We start from the raw sequence: 15,508 nt of genomic DNA on the forward strand, positions 1-15,508 counted from the left end.
CTTACTCCTTGGCCTTGGCGGCAGCAGGCGGCGCGGCCGGCTTCAGCACCGGGCGGTTCTGGCGGTCCACCGCGATCACCGGCTGGCCGGCGCGCAGCAGATGGCCGCCGGCGGCGACCACCCAGTCAGCGGCGCCAACGCCGGACAGCACCGGTACCGTTTCGCTGCCATAGGCACCGGTGGTGACCGACGCAGCTTTCAGCGTGCTGTTGGCCGGATCGACCACCCACACGCTGGCGGCACCGTTGGCGCCGCGCTGCAGCGCGCCCAGCGGCAGCTGCAGGGTGCCGTGGCGACCGGCACTGCTGTAGACGCGTGCGCTCTGGCCCAGTTCGACATCGGCCAGCGCATCGGCGGCCAGGCTCACCCGGGTGGCATAGGTGCGTGCCTGCGGATCGGCGGCGGCAGCGATCTCGCGGATCGTCCCCGGCAGGCGCTGGCCCGGGCGGTTCCACAGTTCCACCTCGACCGGCTGGCCGACCGCATAGTCGCGGATGGTGGCTTCGGGCAGGTCGATCAGCACTTCGCGGCCACCATCGGCGGCCAGGTTGAAGATGGTCTGCCCGGCGGACACCACCTGCCCGGCTTCGGCTTCGCGGCTGGCGATCACGCCATCGGCCGGTGCGCGCAGCTGTGCGTAGTCGGCCTGGTTGCGCAGCACATCAAGGTTGGCACGGGCCGCATTGGCCTGGCCCTGCGCAGCCTTGAACGCGGCGGACTGCTGGTCCAGCTGCGAGCGGCTGACCAGCTGCTGGTCGGCCAGCACCTGGTAGCGCTTGAGATCGTCACGGGCACGCACCAGGTCGGCTTCCGCCGCCGCCAGCTGGGCCTGCGAGGCACGCGCCTGCAGCGCGAAGTCGGCCACGTCCAGTTCGGCCAGCACGTCGCCCTTCTTCACCCGCTGGCCGGCATCGACATGGCGCTTGACCAGGTTGCCGCCGACGCGGAACGACAGCGGGCTTTCCTGGCGGGCACGCACCGTGCCCGGGAACGCCGCCGGCGCCTGTCCGGCCTGTTCGCCGGGGTGAACCACCAGTACGGGCACGGCCGCCTGCGGCGCCTGTTCCTGTCCCGAACAGGCTGCCAGCGCAGCCACCCACACCATACCGCCCATCCAGCGCACGATCTTCATCGGTCAACGTCCTGAAAACGCAGGGTTGCAACAAGGGGGAGCCGCGACTGCCGGCCCAATTTAATAAACCGGTCGGTATAGTATAAATATCGAACCGCTTGGTCTAGTATTGTTGCGATGAGTTCTTCCACTTCCCGCAAGCCGTCGGCCAAGCCTGCTGCCAAGGCCGCCGGACCCGGGCGCCCCAAGGATCTGGGCAAGCGCGCGGCGATCCTTGAAGCAGCCAAGGTACTGTTCATCGAACAGGGCTATACCGGCGTGAGCATGGACGCCATTGCCGCCCAGGCCGGCGTCTCGAAGCTGACCGTGTACAGCCACTTCGGCGACAAGGAAACCCTGTTTTCCGAGGCCGTGCAGTCCAAGTGCATTGAAATGCTGCCCGATGCCCTGTTCGTGGCCGACGCGGACGGCCCGCTGCGCGACCAGCTGATCGGCATCGGCCTGGCCTTCTTCGAGCTGATCACCTCCGATGCGGCGATCTCGATCCAGCGCATGATGATGGCGCCGGAGACCGACGAACGCCTGCGCGAGCTGTTCTGGCAGGCCGGTCCGGAACGCACCTGCGAGGCCCTGGCCGACTTCCTGCGCGCCCGCGGCGAACGCGGTGAGCTGGCGATCCCCGACTACTACCTGGCCGGCCAGCAGTTCCTGACCCTGGTCAAGGGCGAAGTGCACATGCATATGATGTGCGGCATGCCACTGTCACCGGTGGAGTGCGACCCTCTTGCCCATGTGACCGCCAGCATCGACTTCTTCCTGCGCGCCTATGCGCCGCGGGGGGCCGCGACGGCTGAATAACCAAAACTGAACGAACCGGAGGTCGCGATGACTTCCGGCACTGCGACCCCGGCCACCCGGCAGCTGATGCTCTGGGCGCGCCGCCGGCCTCCGGCACCGGTAAAATGGCCGGCCCACTGCGCTGGATTTGAACCTCATGACGATTGATTACGCCCACGCCCGCGAACTGATGGTGGAACAGCAGATCCGTCCCTGGGACGTGCTGGACATCAAGGTGCTCGACGTCCTGGCCCGCCTGCCGCGCGAGGCCTTTGTCGCCGATGCACACCGGGCGCTGGCCTACGCCGATGTCGAACTTCCGATCGGCCATGGCCAGAAGATGATGAAGCCGGTCATCGAGGGCCGTACCCTGCAGGCACTGGATCTGCAGCCGGGTGACGAAGTGCTGGAAATCGGCACCGGCAGCGGCTTCCTGTCCGCCTGCATCGGCGCGCTGGCGCGCGACGTGCTGAGCCTGGAGATCGACCCGGATCTGGCCGCCGCCGCGCGTTCCCGCCTGGACGCCTCCGGCCTGGGCACCAACGTCCGCGTGGAAGTGGCCGACGCCCTGTCCTGGCAGACCGAACGCCGCTTTGACGTGATCTGTGTCACTGGTGCCGTCGACGTGGTGCCGTCACAGTTCGCCTCGTGGCTGCGTCCGGGTGGTCGCCTGTTCGTGATCCACGGCCGCTCGCCGGCGATGGAGGCCCTGCTGGTCAAGGCCGACGGCAGCACCGAGTCCCTGTTCGAGACCGATATCGATTACCTGCGTGGTGCCGCCCCGGCACCCCAGTTCCACCTCTGAGTCCAAGGAAGCCGCAATGATCCGCCGATCCCTCGCTGTTGCGCTGGCCACTGCTCTGCTGCCGTTGTCCGCCCATGCCGCCGACCTGCTGCAGGTCTACGAAATGGCGCGCAACGGCGATCCGCAGCTGTCCGCCGCCGAATCGACCCGGCTGGTCGACAAGGAAGGCGCCGTGCAGGCGCGCGCCGCCCTGCTGCCGCAGATCAACGGCCAGGCCACGCTGAACCGCACGCGCAGCGAGCCGAACGCCGACATCAACTCCGGCTCGTTCACCAACAAGCGCCGCAATTACACGATCGATGGCAGCCAGACGCTGTTCAACTGGAGCCAGATCAACAACCTGCGTTCGCAGCGTGAGCTGAGCAAGGCGGCGGACTTCACCCTCGAATCGGCCAACGACAGCCTGATCGTGCGCACCTCGGCGGCCTACTTCAACGTGCTGGTGGCGATCGAATCGCTGAATGCCGCACAGACCAATGAAGCGGCCGCGAAGAAGCAGTTCGACTTCGCCGACAAGCGCCTGGAAGTGGGCCTGGCGCCGATCACCGACGTGCACGAAGCCCGCGCCCAGTACGACCAGGCGCGCGCCAACACCATCGTTGCGCAGAACACCCTGGCCGATAACTACCAGGCCCTGACCGAACTGACCGGCCAGCCGGTGGTCAACCTGCGTGGCCTGCCGGCGGACTTCCGCCCGGAAGTGCCGGCCAACCGCGGCAACATCGACGAGCTGGTGCACCAGGCCACCACCCAGAATCCGGCGCTGAAGGCGCAGGAACTGAAGGTCAGCGCCGCCGAAGCCGGCGTGCAGGCCGCGCGTGGTGGCCACTACCCGACCCTGTCGCTGGGTGGCAGCTGGGGCAAGACCGCGACCTGGGGCGACAGCACCGGCTCCGGCTCGCTGTCCCCCGATGCCCGCACCAACAGCATCGGCCTGACCCTGAACGTGCCGATCTTCGCCGGCGGTGCCACCCAGTCCAACGTTCGCCAGGCGCTGGCCCAGCGTGACATCGCCCAGGACGGCTACGAGCAGCAGAAGCGTGCCCTGGACCGCAACACCCGCAATGCCTACCAGACCCTGGTGCAGGGCATCAGCGAAGTGGAAGCCCGCCGCCTGGCGGTGGTCTCGGCGCAGAGCGCGTACGACGCGTCGCAGGTCGGCCTGGAAGTCGGTACCCGTACCGTGCTGGACGTGATCCAGAACCAGCGCATCCTGTTCTCGGCGCAGCTGGACTATGCCCAGGCTCGTTACACCTTCCTGCAGAACCGCCTGCTGCTGAGCCAGTCGCTGGGTGCGCTGGACGTGGCCGAGCTGCAGGACGTCAACCGCCTGCTGACCCAGGACGCGGGCAACCCGGCAACGACCACGCACTGAGTCGTCAGCCTGCCGGTCACGAAGAAGCCACCCGCGAGGGTGGCTTTTTTGTGGGTCGCGCGTACGGAAGCAAGCATGCATCCAGCGACCGTCAGCCGGGCCAGACCCGCATCCGTTCGACTGCGGCCAGCAGACACAGTGCGATGGCGACGGGCGCCAGCACCGGCAGGGCGCGTGACCGCGGTACCTGTCCACGCAGCACGGCCAGGCACACGGCCCCCATCACCAACAGGGTTGCCGGGCCAGGCAATACCGGCAGGCTGCCCATTGGCGCCCACAACGCCAGCAATGCCGCCGACAGGACGACGGCAACCGGCACCAGCCTCTCCCGGAATTCCAGGGATTCGTCACCTTCCGTCGGCCACAGCTGTATCGCCAGCCGCGCAGCCAACATCAGCAGCACCAGAACGAGCGCCACCAACCCCGCCACTCCCGCCAGCGGCAGCAAGGGCATCATCCAGTACAGCTCCGGGTGATGCTGCAGGGCCACCGACAAAGGCCGCGTGCTGGCCAAGGACGGAAATTCGACCAGGCCAGCCTGCAACGCGGCCAGTACGATCAGCAGCACCATGGCCAGCAGCACGCACACCAGCAGCCGCGGCGTCCGTGCCCTCGCCTGCCTGCCGATGCCAGGGAATCCCAGCACCAGGCCAACGGTGGCGAACACACCGGACAGCGGCACGCTCGCCGCCAGTACACCGCCGATCCCGAAGCGATAGGGTGCCGTTGCCGGCGGCAGCCATGGAATCCAGTACGCGTAGTGCACATGGCGGGCTGCCAGCACCAGCAACAGCAGGCCGACGCCGATCTTCACCGTCAGCAGCACACAGGCAACCAGCACCACACGGTGTGGCCGCAGCAATCCGACCACTGCAAGCAGCAGCAGGCTGGCAGCAGCCATCAGTTGATCCGGCATCCCGTTGCGGGTCTCGATTCCAGAACCGGCCAGCAGCGCATGCAGATGGCTGGCGATCGACTGCGCCACGCCAGCGGTAGTCAGCACCAGTTCCAGCAGCAGCGCACCACCGAGCAGAACGGCCGGCACGCTTCCCAAACGATCCCGCAACACGCCATACAGGCCGTCGGCAGCGGGCCATTGCTGGTTCAGGACATGCAGGCAGTACAGCAGCGGCCCCATGCCCAGCGCAGCCAGCAGCAGGCTCAGGACGATGGCCGGGCCGGCCTGGGCTGCGGTGTGCTGGCCGACCAGCGCGACCACGCTGCCTCCCAGCAGCAAGGTCAGTGCCACCACTACAAGGCGATCGCCGTACCCGGGCGCATCAATGCCGTCAGGGCGGCTGTCGCGGTCCATCGCAAGTTCCCTTGATATCCGCCAAGCGCGGTCGACAGCAGACTGACAGCCTGTGCCGGGAGGCGGTATCGGAATATGCGCCCTGCGCACCACGATGTGACGGCAGGCACGTTGGCAACGAACCTCCCGGTCCAGCTACGACAGGTTCCCGGTCGTCAAGCAGAATTGACGCGGTCTTTCACGACAGTCGCGTCGCACGCGCCGGCCCTTCGAACTCAGCGGCAAGGTGGCGGCAGGTGCGGTCCGACCAGCGCCAGCGTACGCTGCAGGGCGCCGCGTCCATTGCTGATCAGCGTGCAGCCTGCCCGCGCCATGTCCTCGCGCGCCTGCGGGTCTTCGAGCAGGTGCTGCAGCAGTTCACCGACCGCCTGCACGTCTTCGCCGATCAGCAGCGCGCCAGCCTCGCGCATGCGCCGGGAAATTTCCGAGAAGTTGTGCAGGTGCGGGCCAGTCACCGCAGCGGTGCCCATCGCCGCCGGCTCCAGCAGGTTGTGGCCACCGATCGGCTGCAGGCTGCCACCGACAAACGCCACCTGCGCGCAGGCATAGAACGGCATCAGCTCGCCGAGGGTATCGATGACGAACACATCGGTTTCAACCTCCGGCCACTGCTTCGCGCGCCGGGTTGCCACGTTCCAACCCTGTTCCCGTGCCAGTGCCTCCACCTTCGGGAAGCGCTCGGGGTGCCGCGGCGCCCACAGCAACAACAGGTCGGGGTGCTGCTGGCGCAGGCGCCGGTGCAGATCGATCACCGCCTGTTCTTCACCATCATGGGTACTGGCGGCGATCCACACCGGCCGCCGGGCCGGCACGCGGGCGTGGAACTGCTCGACGAAGCCCTGCACGTCCGGCGTGGTGATGTCGAACTTCAGGTTGCCCAGCGCCTGCACCTGCTCGGGCGCAGCGCCCAGCTGCACGAAACGGTCGGCATCGTCCTGCGACTGCGCGGCCACGCAGGTGACCGTGCGCAGCGCACGGCGGATCAACGCCGCCAGCAGCCGGTAGCCTCGCAGCGAACGCGCCGACAGGCGCGCGTTGAGAATGTAGACCGGAATGCCACGGTCACGGCAACCGAACAGCATGTTCGGCCACAGCTCGGTTTCCAGGATCAGCGCCAGGCTGGGCTGGAAATGGCCGAGGAAGCGGTTGACGCTGCCGGGCACGTCGTACGGCAGGTAGACGTGGTCCAGTGCATCGCCCCACAGCGCACGCACGCGCTCGGAGCCGGTCGGGGTGATGGTGGTGATGACCCAGCGGATGTCCGGCCGCTCCTTGCGCAGCGCGTTCACCAGCGGCGCAGCGGCATTGACTTCGCCCACCGAGACCGCGTGCAGCCAGACCCGCGGTTGGCCGGTGGGCTGCGGATAGGAGGCATAGCGCTCGTCCCAGCGCCGGAAGTATTCACGGACCCGGAAGCCGCGCCAGACCAGGTGGTACACGGTGATCGGCAGCAGGATGTAGAGCACGACCGAGTACAGGCCGCGCAGGATCCATTCGACAGGGTCTTTACGCATGCGGCAAGGATACGGGAGCCCCCCGGGAAAGACACGCGGCCGCCTTGGTAGAATGGGCCAATGTCCGATGCCACCACCGCCGTCCGCCCGTCGCTGCGCAATCCCCGCAACTGGCCGATGTTCGCCGCCATGCTGGGCGCCTTCGCCATCGCCCGCCTGCCGTGGATGCTGCAGCGTGCGCTGGGCCGGGGCGTCGGCTGGATCACCTGGCGCCTGCTGGGCAGCCGTCGCCGCGCCGCCGAGGTCAACCTGCAGCTGTGCTTCCCCGAGAAGGACGAGGCCTGGCGCCAGCGCCTGGTGCGCGACAGCTTCGATGCCCTGGGCGTGGGTGTATTCGAGTGTATCCGCGCCTGGTGGGGCAGCATCGACAGCATCCGCCCGCAGGTGCAGATCGAAGGACTGGAACATCTGCGGCAGATGCAGGCGGAAGGTCGTGGCGTGCTGCTGGTGTCCGGCCACTTCATGACCCTGGAAATGTGCGGGCGCCTGCTGTGCGACTACGTTGATCTTTCGGGCATGTACCGCAAGCACAAGAACCCGGTGTATGAGTGGGCGGTGAAGTTCGGCCGCCTGCGCTATGCCAAGGCAATGTTCGCCAATGAGGACATCCGCGCTACCGTGCGCCACCTGAAAAAGGGGGGCTTCCTCTGGTATGCGCCGGACCAGGACATGCGCGGCAAGGACACCGTGTTCGTACCGTTCTTCGGCCATACCGCCTCGACCATCACCGCTACCCACCAGCTGGCGCGGATGACCGGCTGCGCGGTGATCCCGTATTTCCATCGCCGCGAAGGCGGGAAGTACTTCCTGAAGATCGGCGCGCCGCTGGAGAATTTCCCCAGCGAGGACGTGGAAGCGGATACCACGCGGGTCAACCAGGCCATCGAAGAGATGGTGCGCGAGGCGCCCGACCAGTACCTGTGGATCCATCGCCGATTCAAGCGGCAACCGGGTGGCCGGAGCGATTTCTACAAGTAACGCGGAGTCGGCTTGGCTCTATCCACGCCATGCGTGGATGCGCAGTTACTTCAGCGCCGGTGATTCGTCCGCGTCGCGGGCCAGCAGGCTGCCGGCGAACAGCGCGGCCAGCAATACGGTCAGCCCCCCCCAGAAGGCCGAGTAGAACGCCAGATGGGTGTTCAGCGGGAACACGGTCACCGCCAGCGCCAGCATCGCCGGACGCGCGCGTTCGCGGGCAATCGCCGGCGCGTAGCGCCATGCACGCCAGGCCTGGGCCGCGGCCGCCAGCCACAGCAACAGGCCAATCACTCCGGTCTCTGCGAGGATTTCCAGCACGATCTGGTGGGCGTGCAGCGCCGGAGCATTGCCCCACACCGCCGGCCCCTCCTCCGCCACGCAGGCGGGATAGGCATCGCGGAAACCACGTGCACCCACGCCATTGATCGGGTGCGCTTCAATCATGCAGGCGGCAGCTTCCCAGATCCGCGCGCGTCCTGACAGGGCCTCGTCGACACCACGCTCGCCCCCATCCAGCGCCATGGCCGTACGCGCGAAGCGCTCGCGCAGCTGCGGCACGCTGGCGGTCAGCGCGCCCGCGCCGAGCACCGCCACCAGCGCCAGCGCGGCCAGCCGTTTCCAGCCGAACTGGCGCACACCGCTGTAGGCCAGCACCAGCGCGAAGGTGATCCACGAGGCGCGCGAACCGGCCAGCAGCAGCACGCTGCCCAGCGCTGCCGCAGCCAGCAGCCAGCCCGCATTGCCAAAGCGCCGCGCGACAGGCAGCAGCAGGAACGGCGACAGGCTGGCCAGCACCTGGCCGAACTTCAGGTTGCACGGTCCCAGTGCGCCGCTGAGGCGGTCGGCCAGCGCGGCCTCATCGGCCGGGCACAATGCGTGGCCACTGACCGCCAGCTTCAGGTGTTCCAGTGACCAGAACCATGGGCTGGTACCGGCCACGGCCTGCACCAGCGCATCCAGCGTCCATGCGCCGGTGATCAGCGCCAGACCTGCGAAGGTCAGCCGCCGCCGCTCTGGCGTGGCCACCGCGATCGCCACCAGCCACATGAAGGGCAGATAGCGCAGGCCCGCTGCAGCTTTGGTCCACGAGGCCGCCGGGTCGATCGCATCGAAGGCGGAAAATGCCTGCGGCAGCCAATAGCCGAGGAACAGGATCGAAGTCAGTGCCCAGGCCGCCGTGCTCAACAGATGCGGGCGGCGCTGCAGGCGGCGCATCACCATGCGCGCCGCCGCGTACAGCGCGCCCAGGCCCAGCACGGTTTCGGCGATGCCCGGCAACGGCCACATCGCCACGTACGCCAGCACCCACCAGGGCGCCCAGCGCCCGGCGCGGTCGTCGCGCACGATGACGGCAGGGTCAGCCGGCGAGGTCGGCATAGAGGCGGAGGGTATCGCGCTGCATGGCCTGCAGGGTAAACGGGATGCGGGTCGGCAAGGACGGAGGCTGGGCCAGCAGGGCCAGCGCACGTTCACCCAATGCGCGCGAATCGCCGAGCGGCACGGCACCTGCGGGTTGCAGCTGCCGAAGCAGTTCACCGACGCCACCATGGTCCCAGCCCAGCACCGGTCGGCCCACCGACAGCGCTTCGACCACGGTGCGGCCGAACGCTTCGGGTTTGTCCGACAGCTGCAGCACCAGGTCGCTGGCCGCGTAAGCCTGGGCGATGCGCGCGGTCGGTGTGCTGATGTGCACGGCCTCGGCCACGCCGAGCGCGGCCGCCTGCCGGCGCAGATCGGCCACGTAGGCTTCACGGCCGGGTTCATCGGTGCCCAGCATCCACACCTGTGCCGGCACACCGGCGGCGCGCACATCGGCCAGCACCTGCAGCGCATGTGCGTGGCCCTTCAGACGGGTACCCCGCCCCGGCAACAGCAGCAACGGGCCGTCCACCTGCGCCAGCCACGGGTAATCGGTTGCCAGCGCCAGCCGCGGCCGGTGGTCGGCGCGCGCCACCCGCGGGAACTGGGCGACGTCGACACCACGCGGAATCACCTGCAGCTTCTCTTCCGGCACGGTCGGGTAGTGCCGCTGCACGTAATCGCGGACGGTGTTGGACACGCAGATCACGCGCTCCCCACTGGTCATCACGGCGCTGTAGCGGCTGGGCGAATTCAGCCCGTGCACGGTGGTCACCCAGTGCGGGCGCTGCGCGGCGGGCATGGCGCGGATCGCGTACAGGCCCAGCCAGGCCGGCAGGCGCGAGCGGGCATGCACGATGTCCGCGCCAACCTCGGCGAACAAGCGGCGCAGGGTCGGCAGGTGGCGCAGGGTCAGCAGCGACTTGCGACCGATGTCGAGGGTAAGGTGCTCGGCACCGCTATCGAGCAGCGGCTGCACCAGGCGGCCACCGGCGGAAACCACCAGCGCGCGATGGCCGGCGGCGACCAGCGCCGCAGCAATTTCCAGGGTCGAGCGCTCGACACCGCCGGAGTGCAGCGCCGGCAGCAACTGCACCACGGTCAATCGGCGCATCGAGGGGGCAGCCGCTTAGTCGGCCAGCACGAACACGGAACCGCAGTACGGGCACTGCGCTTCGCCATTGGGCTCGTCTTCGATCGGCAGGTACACGCGCGGATGCGAGTTCCACAGCGCCATTTCCGGGGTCGGGCAGCTCAGCGGAAGATCGCTGCGGTGCACGGTGTAGCGCTTCTCGGCGTTGGCGGGCGCGGTGGCGGTATGGCTCATGGCGGATGTCGATGAACGGGTTGCGAGGCCTGTGATTCTAGCATCCGGGCCGCCCCGACATTGCGCCACAACAGGTCTTTGGGCGCCGAGGGCCGATTCCGCGTGGCGTTGCATGGCACCTGGGACGGTCTGTCTGCACGGATTCCCCGGTCGCCCGTGCGGGTTTGTGCCGGGATCCTGCCGATCCGCGATATTTTCCGCATTTGGATCGAACTAAATGGCACTTGTCAGGTCGCTGCCGCTGTTGCAGGATCGGGCCCGGGTCGTGAATCGACCCGTCCAATCGACCCGATCGCATGGCCCGCCCCCACCGGACCGGCATCGCCTCTCCCACTGCCATCCCGGCGGGCGGAGCGATGCTGCCCGTGGTGTCCGCCGATGCGGGTTCTGCCCGCCGCCTGCCCTTCCGGGAGACTCCTGCATGACCCTGTCCGATCCACGCCGCGCCCTGCTTCCGCTTGCCCTGGCCCTGGCCTGTGCGACCACTGCGATGCCGGTGCTGGCACAGGGACTGCAGACCTCGTTCGAACCCGGCGAACCTGCACCGGTGCAGGCCGCTGGCGCCCTGCAGGCAACGATCGGCAACGGCCCTGCCGCGCCTTACACCGCCAAGCGCAACGCCGGCTACAGCGGGCTGCATGCCCTTCGCTACAGCAGCGCAGGAGGCAAAGCGCGGCGCGAACTGTTCAAGACCGACCTGCCGATCGAGGCCGATACGACCCTGTCGTGGCTGGTGCTGCCGGAAATCGTTGGCCGGGACACCGTGGCCTCGACCTATGTGTCGCTGGACCTGCGGCTGGACGATGGCAGCCTCGTGTCGGCCGGCCCGGCACGCGACCAGCACGGCGTAGCCCTTGGCGCACGCGCGCAGGGCGAGTCGAAGACGCTGTACCCGCAACAGTGGGCACGCAAGGCGGTGCGACTGGGCGACGTGCCCGCGCTGAAGGGGCGCCGCGTGGTAGCGATCGAGCTGGAGGTGGCCAGCAGCGATGGCGCCCCGGTGTCCGGCTGGATCGACGACGTACGCTTGGATGCCCAGCCGCGGCAACAGCCGCAGCGCGTCTCCGACTGGGTGCTGACCACGCGTGGCACCCAGGCCAACGGCACCTTCTCGCGCGGCAACAATTTCCCGGCCACGGCGGTGCCGCACGGCTTCAATTTCTGGACTCCGGTGACCGATGCAAGCGCGTTGAACTGGCTGTACCGCTGGAACGAGCAGAACGACGCACAGAACCGCCCGCAGCTGCAGGCGCTCGCGTTGAGCCACCAGCCCAGCCCGTGGATGGGCGACCGCCAGACCTTCCAGGTGATGCCTTCGGCCAACCGTGGCGTGCCGGAGGCTGATCGCCGCAAACGTGCCTTGTCGTTCGACCGCGGCCACGAAAGCGCCCGCCCCTACCGCTACGACGTGCGCTTCGACAACGGCGTCGCGGCATCGATCGCGCCGACCGACCATGCCGCGCTGTTCCGCTTTGATTTCCCCGAGGGCGGCGATGCCAACCTGCTGTTCGACAACGTCGATGCACGTGGCGGCCTGACCCTGGACGCCGCCACGCAGACGCTGTCCGGCTACACCGACACGCGCAGCGGCCTGTCCAACGGTGCCAGCCGCATGTACGTGGTCGCCAGCTTCGACAAACCCTGGCGCAGCAGCGGTCGCCTCGACACCGGCCGCCCGACCGGCTACATCAAGTTCGATGCCGGCAGCGAGCGACGGGTGACCATGCGCATCGCCACTTCGCTGATCTCGGTGGAGCAGGCACGGCACAACCTGGCGCTGGAAATCGCCGCTGCCGACACGCTGGAGAGCGTGGCCGGCCGCGCACAGGATGCGTGGGATGCGCGCCTGGCCCGCTTCGATATCGGCGCGGCCAGCGACGACCAGAAGACCACGCTGTACTCCAGCCTGTACCGGCTGTACCTGTACCCCAACTCCGGCCACGAGAACGTGGGCAGCGCGGCCGCACCCGACTGGCGCTATGCCAACCAGGCCAGCGCCAGCGATGACAACACCGATGGCAGCGCGACCCGCAGCTTTACCGCCGTGCGCGACGGCAAGGTGTTCGTCAACAATGGCTTCTGGGACACCTTCCGCACCACCTGGCCGGCCTATGCGCTGTTCACGCCCGACGATGCCGGGCAGATGGTGCAGGGCTTCATCGAGCAATACCGTGCTGGCGGCTGGATCGCACGCTGGTCGTCGCCAGGCTACGCAGACCTGATGGTCGGCACCAGTTCCGATGTGGCGTTTGCCGATGCGTGGCTGAAAGGCATCGGCGGCTTTGATCCGGCCGAGGCCTACGCCGCCGCAGTGAAGAACGCGACCGTGGTACCGCCGGACCGCCATGTCGGCCGCAAGGGCATGGACCGCTCGACCTTCCGCGGCTACGCCAGTGCCGACGTGCATGAGGGCATGTCGTGGACGATGGAAGGCGCGCTCAACGATTTCGGCATCGCCAACATGGCCGACGCCCTGGCCAAGCGCGCGACCTCGCCCGCCGCACGCGAGCGCTACAGCACCGAGGCCGACTACTTCCGCCACCGCGCCGCCAGCTACGCGACGATGTTCGATCCGGCGGCCGGCTTCTTCCAGGGCCGCACTGCGGATGGCCGCTGGCGCGTGGACGCCAAGCATTACGACCCGCGCGTGTGGGGCCACGACTACACCGAATCCAACGGCTGGACCTTCGCCTTCACCGCCGCCCACGACGGTGAAGGCCTGGCCGCCCTGTACGGTGGCCGCGACAAGCTGGCCGCCAAGCTCGATACCTTCTTCGCTACGCCGGAAACCGCCGACGCCGCGTTCGCCGGCTCCTACGGCGGCACCATCCATGAAATGACCGAAGCGCGCGATGTGCGCATGGGCATGTACGCGCACAGCAACCAGCCGGCGCACCACATCCCGTGGATGTACCTGTACGCCGGGCAGCCGTGGAAGACCCAGCAGCACGTGCGCGAGATCCTGTCGCGGCTGTATGTGGGCAGTGAGATCGGCCAGGGCTATCCCGGTGACGAGGACAACGGCGAGACCTCGGCCTGGTACGTGCTGGCATCGCTGGGCCTGTACCCGCTGCGCATGGGCGCGCCGGAGTACGTGATCGGTTCACCGGCCTTCGAACATGCGCGCGTGGAACTGCAGGGCGGTGCCGTGCTGACCGTGAACGCAGCCAACAACTCGCGTGAGAACGTCTACGTGCAGTCGCTGAAGATCAACGGCAAGCCCTGGACCAGGACCTGGGTGCCGCACGAGCTGATCGCCAAGGGCGCGACCCTGGACTTCGTGATGGGCCCGCAACCGTCGCGCTGGGGCAGTGGTGTGGAAGACGTGCCACGCTCGCTGACCGCGCGAGGCCAGCGCCCGCAACTGCTGCACGATCTGCTCGGCAGTGGCGCGAAGGCGACGCTGGCCGATGGCCGCGCCCTGCCCGCGCTGGTCGACGACGATGCGGCCACCACCGTGGGCCTGGGGGGCGGCGCAACCATCGCGCTGACCGGCCTGGCCGATGGCACGGCAACGATGTACACGCTGACCAGTGGAGACGGCAGCATCCGTGGCGGTGAATGGACGCTGGAGGCGCGCAATGGCACCGGCAGCTGGACCGTGCTCGACCAGCGCAGTGGCGAAGACTTCGAATCTGCCCGCCAGACCCGTCCGTTCCGCATCGCGAAACCCGGTCGCTACAGCGAGTACCGCCTGCGCCTGGCGGCACCAGGGCGACTGCCACTGGCGGAGATCGAACTACTGGCGGCCAGCACCGTACAATGAGCCGCATGCGCTACCGTCTTCTGCCCCTGGCCCTTGTTGCCCTGTCCTTCTCCAGCTTCGGCCAGACCCACGCGTTCGATACGCAGCTGACCCGCGATGGCGTGACGCTGAACTACCAGGACGCCCGTGGCGCCCTGGCGGCGCCGCAGCGCAAGCGGGTGATCGATACGTTCTTCTTCGCCTATCTGCGCGAACGGGCTGATTTCCACCCGGCCGCGCCGTCGATGTTGCGCATCGTGATCGATCCGGCCTACACCGGCATCGCCTTCGTCGGCGACAAGGACCAGGCCGCAACCATCACCATCAATCCCGGCTGGTTGGCGCAGCACCCGAACGATATCGATCTGGTCACCCACGAGGCGATGCACATCGTGCAGGGCTATCCCGGCTACGGCGATGCACGGGTACCGGGCTGGCTGGTGGAAGGCATCGCCGACTACGCGCGCGACCGCTACGGCATGGACAATGCCGCCGCGGGCTGGGCACTGCCCGGCAAGGTCGAGAAGGGTCAGAACTTCGACAGTGGCTACCGGGTGACCGGTGCGTTCCTGAAATGGGCCGAGGCCGAACATCCCGGCCTGGTGCCGGCGCTGGACAAAGCCTTGCGTGATGGCCGCTATACACCTGCGCTGTGGCAGAAGCACACCGGCAAGGCATTGCCGGCACTGTGGACGCAGTATGCCAAGCCGCGTTCGGATGCACCGCCGCCGGTCCCTGCACGCCGCGGCAAGCGGCACTGAGCGGGTTGCCGACTGGGTATCGAGGCGACTGGGTAGAGTCGACTGCCTTTCGTACAACCACCGAAAACCCCGCGCTTCGCGCGATAGTCGACCAACGGTCGACTCTACCTCCCTGCCTTCTGCGTCTCAGCGCGACTGCACGAAACCGGCGTACAGCGCGAACAGTTGCTGGAAGTAACGCCGCGTCACTCGATTACGCATGACACCCTCGCCGATGGAAAGTTGGTCGGGCCCAGGGTGGGAAGGCCGGTCCGGTCCCTTCCCACGGCCGGGCCGCGTGGGCGTATTGGGCCGCAACGGCGTTGCAGGGAAATGACCAAGTCGCGTCGCGCGTATGGCAGCGATGGAACCGGCATCGGGACCGGCATCGGGACCGGCATCGGGACCGGCATCGGGACCGGGACCGGCATCGGGACCGGTAGA

Annotated in this window: 12 protein-coding genes; 6 read left to right on the forward strand and 6 right to left on the reverse strand. The window is 68.0% G+C overall.

The genetic code is table 11. From position 1 onward, the window contains the following. Position 1 precedes the first annotated feature (1 nt). Positions 2 to 1,132 carry an efflux RND transporter periplasmic adaptor subunit gene (locus tag ACZK0Z_RS18790; protein ID WP_049429068.1) on the reverse strand — a complete coding sequence of 377 codons (1,131 nt, stop codon included), beginning with the start codon at positions 1,130 to 1,132 and terminating at the stop codon, positions 2 to 4. 117 nt (positions 1,133 to 1,249) lie between these two features. Between ACZK0Z_RS18790 and ACZK0Z_RS18795 the strand changes: the two genes are divergently transcribed. The 3 genes from ACZK0Z_RS18795 to ACZK0Z_RS18805 all read left to right on the forward strand — a co-directional run bounded on the left by ACZK0Z_RS18795 (position 1,250) and on the right by ACZK0Z_RS18805 (position 4,089). Beyond that, the gene (locus ACZK0Z_RS18795; RefSeq protein WP_049429069.1) at positions 1,250 to 1,930 is read left to right on the forward strand and encodes a TetR/AcrR family transcriptional regulator; all 681 of its coding nucleotides are present in this window, start codon (positions 1,250 to 1,252) and stop codon (positions 1,928 to 1,930) included. Between the two features lie 136 nt (positions 1,931 to 2,066). Then, positions 2,067 to 2,714 carry a protein-L-isoaspartate O-methyltransferase family protein gene (locus ACZK0Z_RS18800; RefSeq protein ID WP_049429070.1) on the forward strand — a complete coding sequence of 216 codons (648 nt, stop codon included), beginning with the start codon at positions 2,067 to 2,069 and terminating at the stop codon, positions 2,712 to 2,714. A gap of 16 nt (positions 2,715 to 2,730) precedes the next feature. Further along, on the forward strand, positions 2,731 to 4,089 hold the full coding sequence (locus tag ACZK0Z_RS18805; protein WP_049429071.1) for a TolC family outer membrane protein: 1,359 nt from the start codon (positions 2,731 to 2,733) through the stop codon (positions 4,087 to 4,089). A 91-nt stretch (positions 4,090 to 4,180) separates the two neighbouring features. Here ACZK0Z_RS18805 and ACZK0Z_RS18810 read toward each other — a convergent pair whose 3' ends face one another. Further along, a complete protein-coding gene (locus ACZK0Z_RS18810; RefSeq protein ID WP_197633306.1) occupies positions 4,181 to 5,401 on the reverse strand; it encodes an amino acid transporter in 1,221 nt (406 codons plus the stop codon). 215 nt (positions 5,402 to 5,616) lie between these two features. Continuing rightward, the gene (waaA, locus tag ACZK0Z_RS18815; RefSeq protein WP_049429073.1) at positions 5,617 to 6,915 is read right to left on the reverse strand and encodes a lipid IV(A) 3-deoxy-D-manno-octulosonic acid transferase; all 1,299 of its coding nucleotides are present in this window, start codon (positions 6,913 to 6,915) and stop codon (positions 5,617 to 5,619) included. Positions 6,916 to 6,975: 60 nt separating this feature from the next. Here waaA and ACZK0Z_RS18820 point away from each other — a divergent pair, with 60 nt between their 5' ends. Continuing rightward, positions 6,976 to 7,893: an LpxL/LpxP family Kdo(2)-lipid IV(A) lauroyl/palmitoleoyl acyltransferase gene (locus ACZK0Z_RS18820; protein WP_197633305.1), complete on the forward strand. Its 918-nt coding sequence runs from the start codon at positions 6,976 to 6,978 to the stop codon at positions 7,891 to 7,893. 45 nt (positions 7,894 to 7,938) lie between these two features. Here the strand turns inward: ACZK0Z_RS18820 and ACZK0Z_RS18825 are convergent, their stop codons facing one another. Genes ACZK0Z_RS18825 through ACZK0Z_RS18835 form a run of 3 tightly spaced genes read right to left on the reverse strand, consistent with a single transcriptional unit; the run spans position 7,939 to position 10,579 of the window. Continuing rightward, entirely contained in the window at positions 7,939 to 9,270 is a 1,332-nt protein-coding gene (locus ACZK0Z_RS18825) for an O-antigen ligase family protein (RefSeq protein WP_197633304.1), read from the reverse strand. Next, positions 9,251 to 10,366 (reverse strand): glycosyltransferase, encoded by a 1,116-nt coding sequence (locus ACZK0Z_RS18830; RefSeq protein WP_197633303.1) that lies wholly within the window; start codon positions 10,364 to 10,366, stop codon positions 9,251 to 9,253. Before ACZK0Z_RS18830 ends, ACZK0Z_RS18825 begins: the two co-directional genes overlap by 20 nt. Before the next feature lie 15 nt (positions 10,367 to 10,381). After that, a complete protein-coding gene (locus ACZK0Z_RS18835; RefSeq protein ID WP_005410967.1) occupies positions 10,382 to 10,579 on the reverse strand; it encodes a zinc-finger domain-containing protein in 198 nt (65 codons plus the stop codon). Positions 10,580 to 11,000: 421 nt separating this feature from the next. On the opposite strand from ACZK0Z_RS18835, the gene ACZK0Z_RS18840 reads away from it, so the two are divergent. Beyond that, on the forward strand, positions 11,001 to 14,345 hold the full coding sequence (locus ACZK0Z_RS18840) for a GH92 family glycosyl hydrolase (protein ID WP_197633302.1): 3,345 nt from the start codon (positions 11,001 to 11,003) through the stop codon (positions 14,343 to 14,345). Further along, on the forward strand, positions 14,342 to 15,085 hold the full coding sequence (locus tag ACZK0Z_RS18845; RefSeq protein ID WP_049429078.1) for a basic secretory protein-like protein: 744 nt from the start codon (positions 14,342 to 14,344) through the stop codon (positions 15,083 to 15,085). The genes ACZK0Z_RS18840 and ACZK0Z_RS18845 overlap by 4 nt, the downstream gene beginning before the upstream one ends. Positions 15,086 to 15,508 lie beyond the last annotated feature (423 nt).

The sequence above is a fragment of the Stenotrophomonas sp. 116085_Sma genome (genome assembly GCF_056479585.1).

Excerpts from the sequence above, each read along its gene's own strand:
- ACZK0Z_RS18790 (WP_049429068.1), bottom strand. The coding sequence starts at position 1,132 with ATGAAGATCGTGCGCTGGATGGGCGGTATGGTGTGGGTGGCTGCGCTG.
- ACZK0Z_RS18795 (WP_049429069.1), top strand. The coding sequence starts at position 1,250 with ATGAGTTCTTCCACTTCCCGCAAGCCGTCGGCCAAGCCTGCTGCCAAG.
- ACZK0Z_RS18800 (WP_049429070.1), top strand. The coding sequence starts at position 2,067 with ATGACGATTGATTACGCCCACGCCCGCGAACTGATGGTGGAACAGCAG.
- ACZK0Z_RS18805 (WP_049429071.1), top strand. The coding sequence starts at position 2,731 with ATGATCCGCCGATCCCTCGCTGTTGCGCTGGCCACTGCTCTGCTGCCG.
- ACZK0Z_RS18810 (WP_197633306.1), bottom strand. The coding sequence starts at position 5,401 with ATGGACCGCGACAGCCGCCCTGACGGCATTGATGCGCCCGGGTACGGC.
- waaA (WP_049429073.1), bottom strand. The coding sequence starts at position 6,915 with ATGCGTAAAGACCCTGTCGAATGGATCCTGCGCGGCCTGTACTCGGTC.
- ACZK0Z_RS18820 (WP_197633305.1), top strand. The coding sequence starts at position 6,976 with ATGTCCGATGCCACCACCGCCGTCCGCCCGTCGCTGCGCAATCCCCGC.
- ACZK0Z_RS18825 (WP_197633304.1), bottom strand. The coding sequence starts at position 9,270 with ATGCCGACCTCGCCGGCTGACCCTGCCGTCATCGTGCGCGACGACCGC.
- ACZK0Z_RS18830 (WP_197633303.1), bottom strand. The coding sequence starts at position 10,366 with ATGCGCCGATTGACCGTGGTGCAGTTGCTGCCGGCGCTGCACTCCGGC.
- ACZK0Z_RS18835 (WP_005410967.1), bottom strand. The coding sequence starts at position 10,579 with ATGAGCCATACCGCCACCGCGCCCGCCAACGCCGAGAAGCGCTACACC.
- ACZK0Z_RS18840 (WP_197633302.1), top strand. The coding sequence starts at position 11,001 with ATGACCCTGTCCGATCCACGCCGCGCCCTGCTTCCGCTTGCCCTGGCC.
- ACZK0Z_RS18845 (WP_049429078.1), top strand. The coding sequence starts at position 14,342 with ATGAGCCGCATGCGCTACCGTCTTCTGCCCCTGGCCCTTGTTGCCCTG.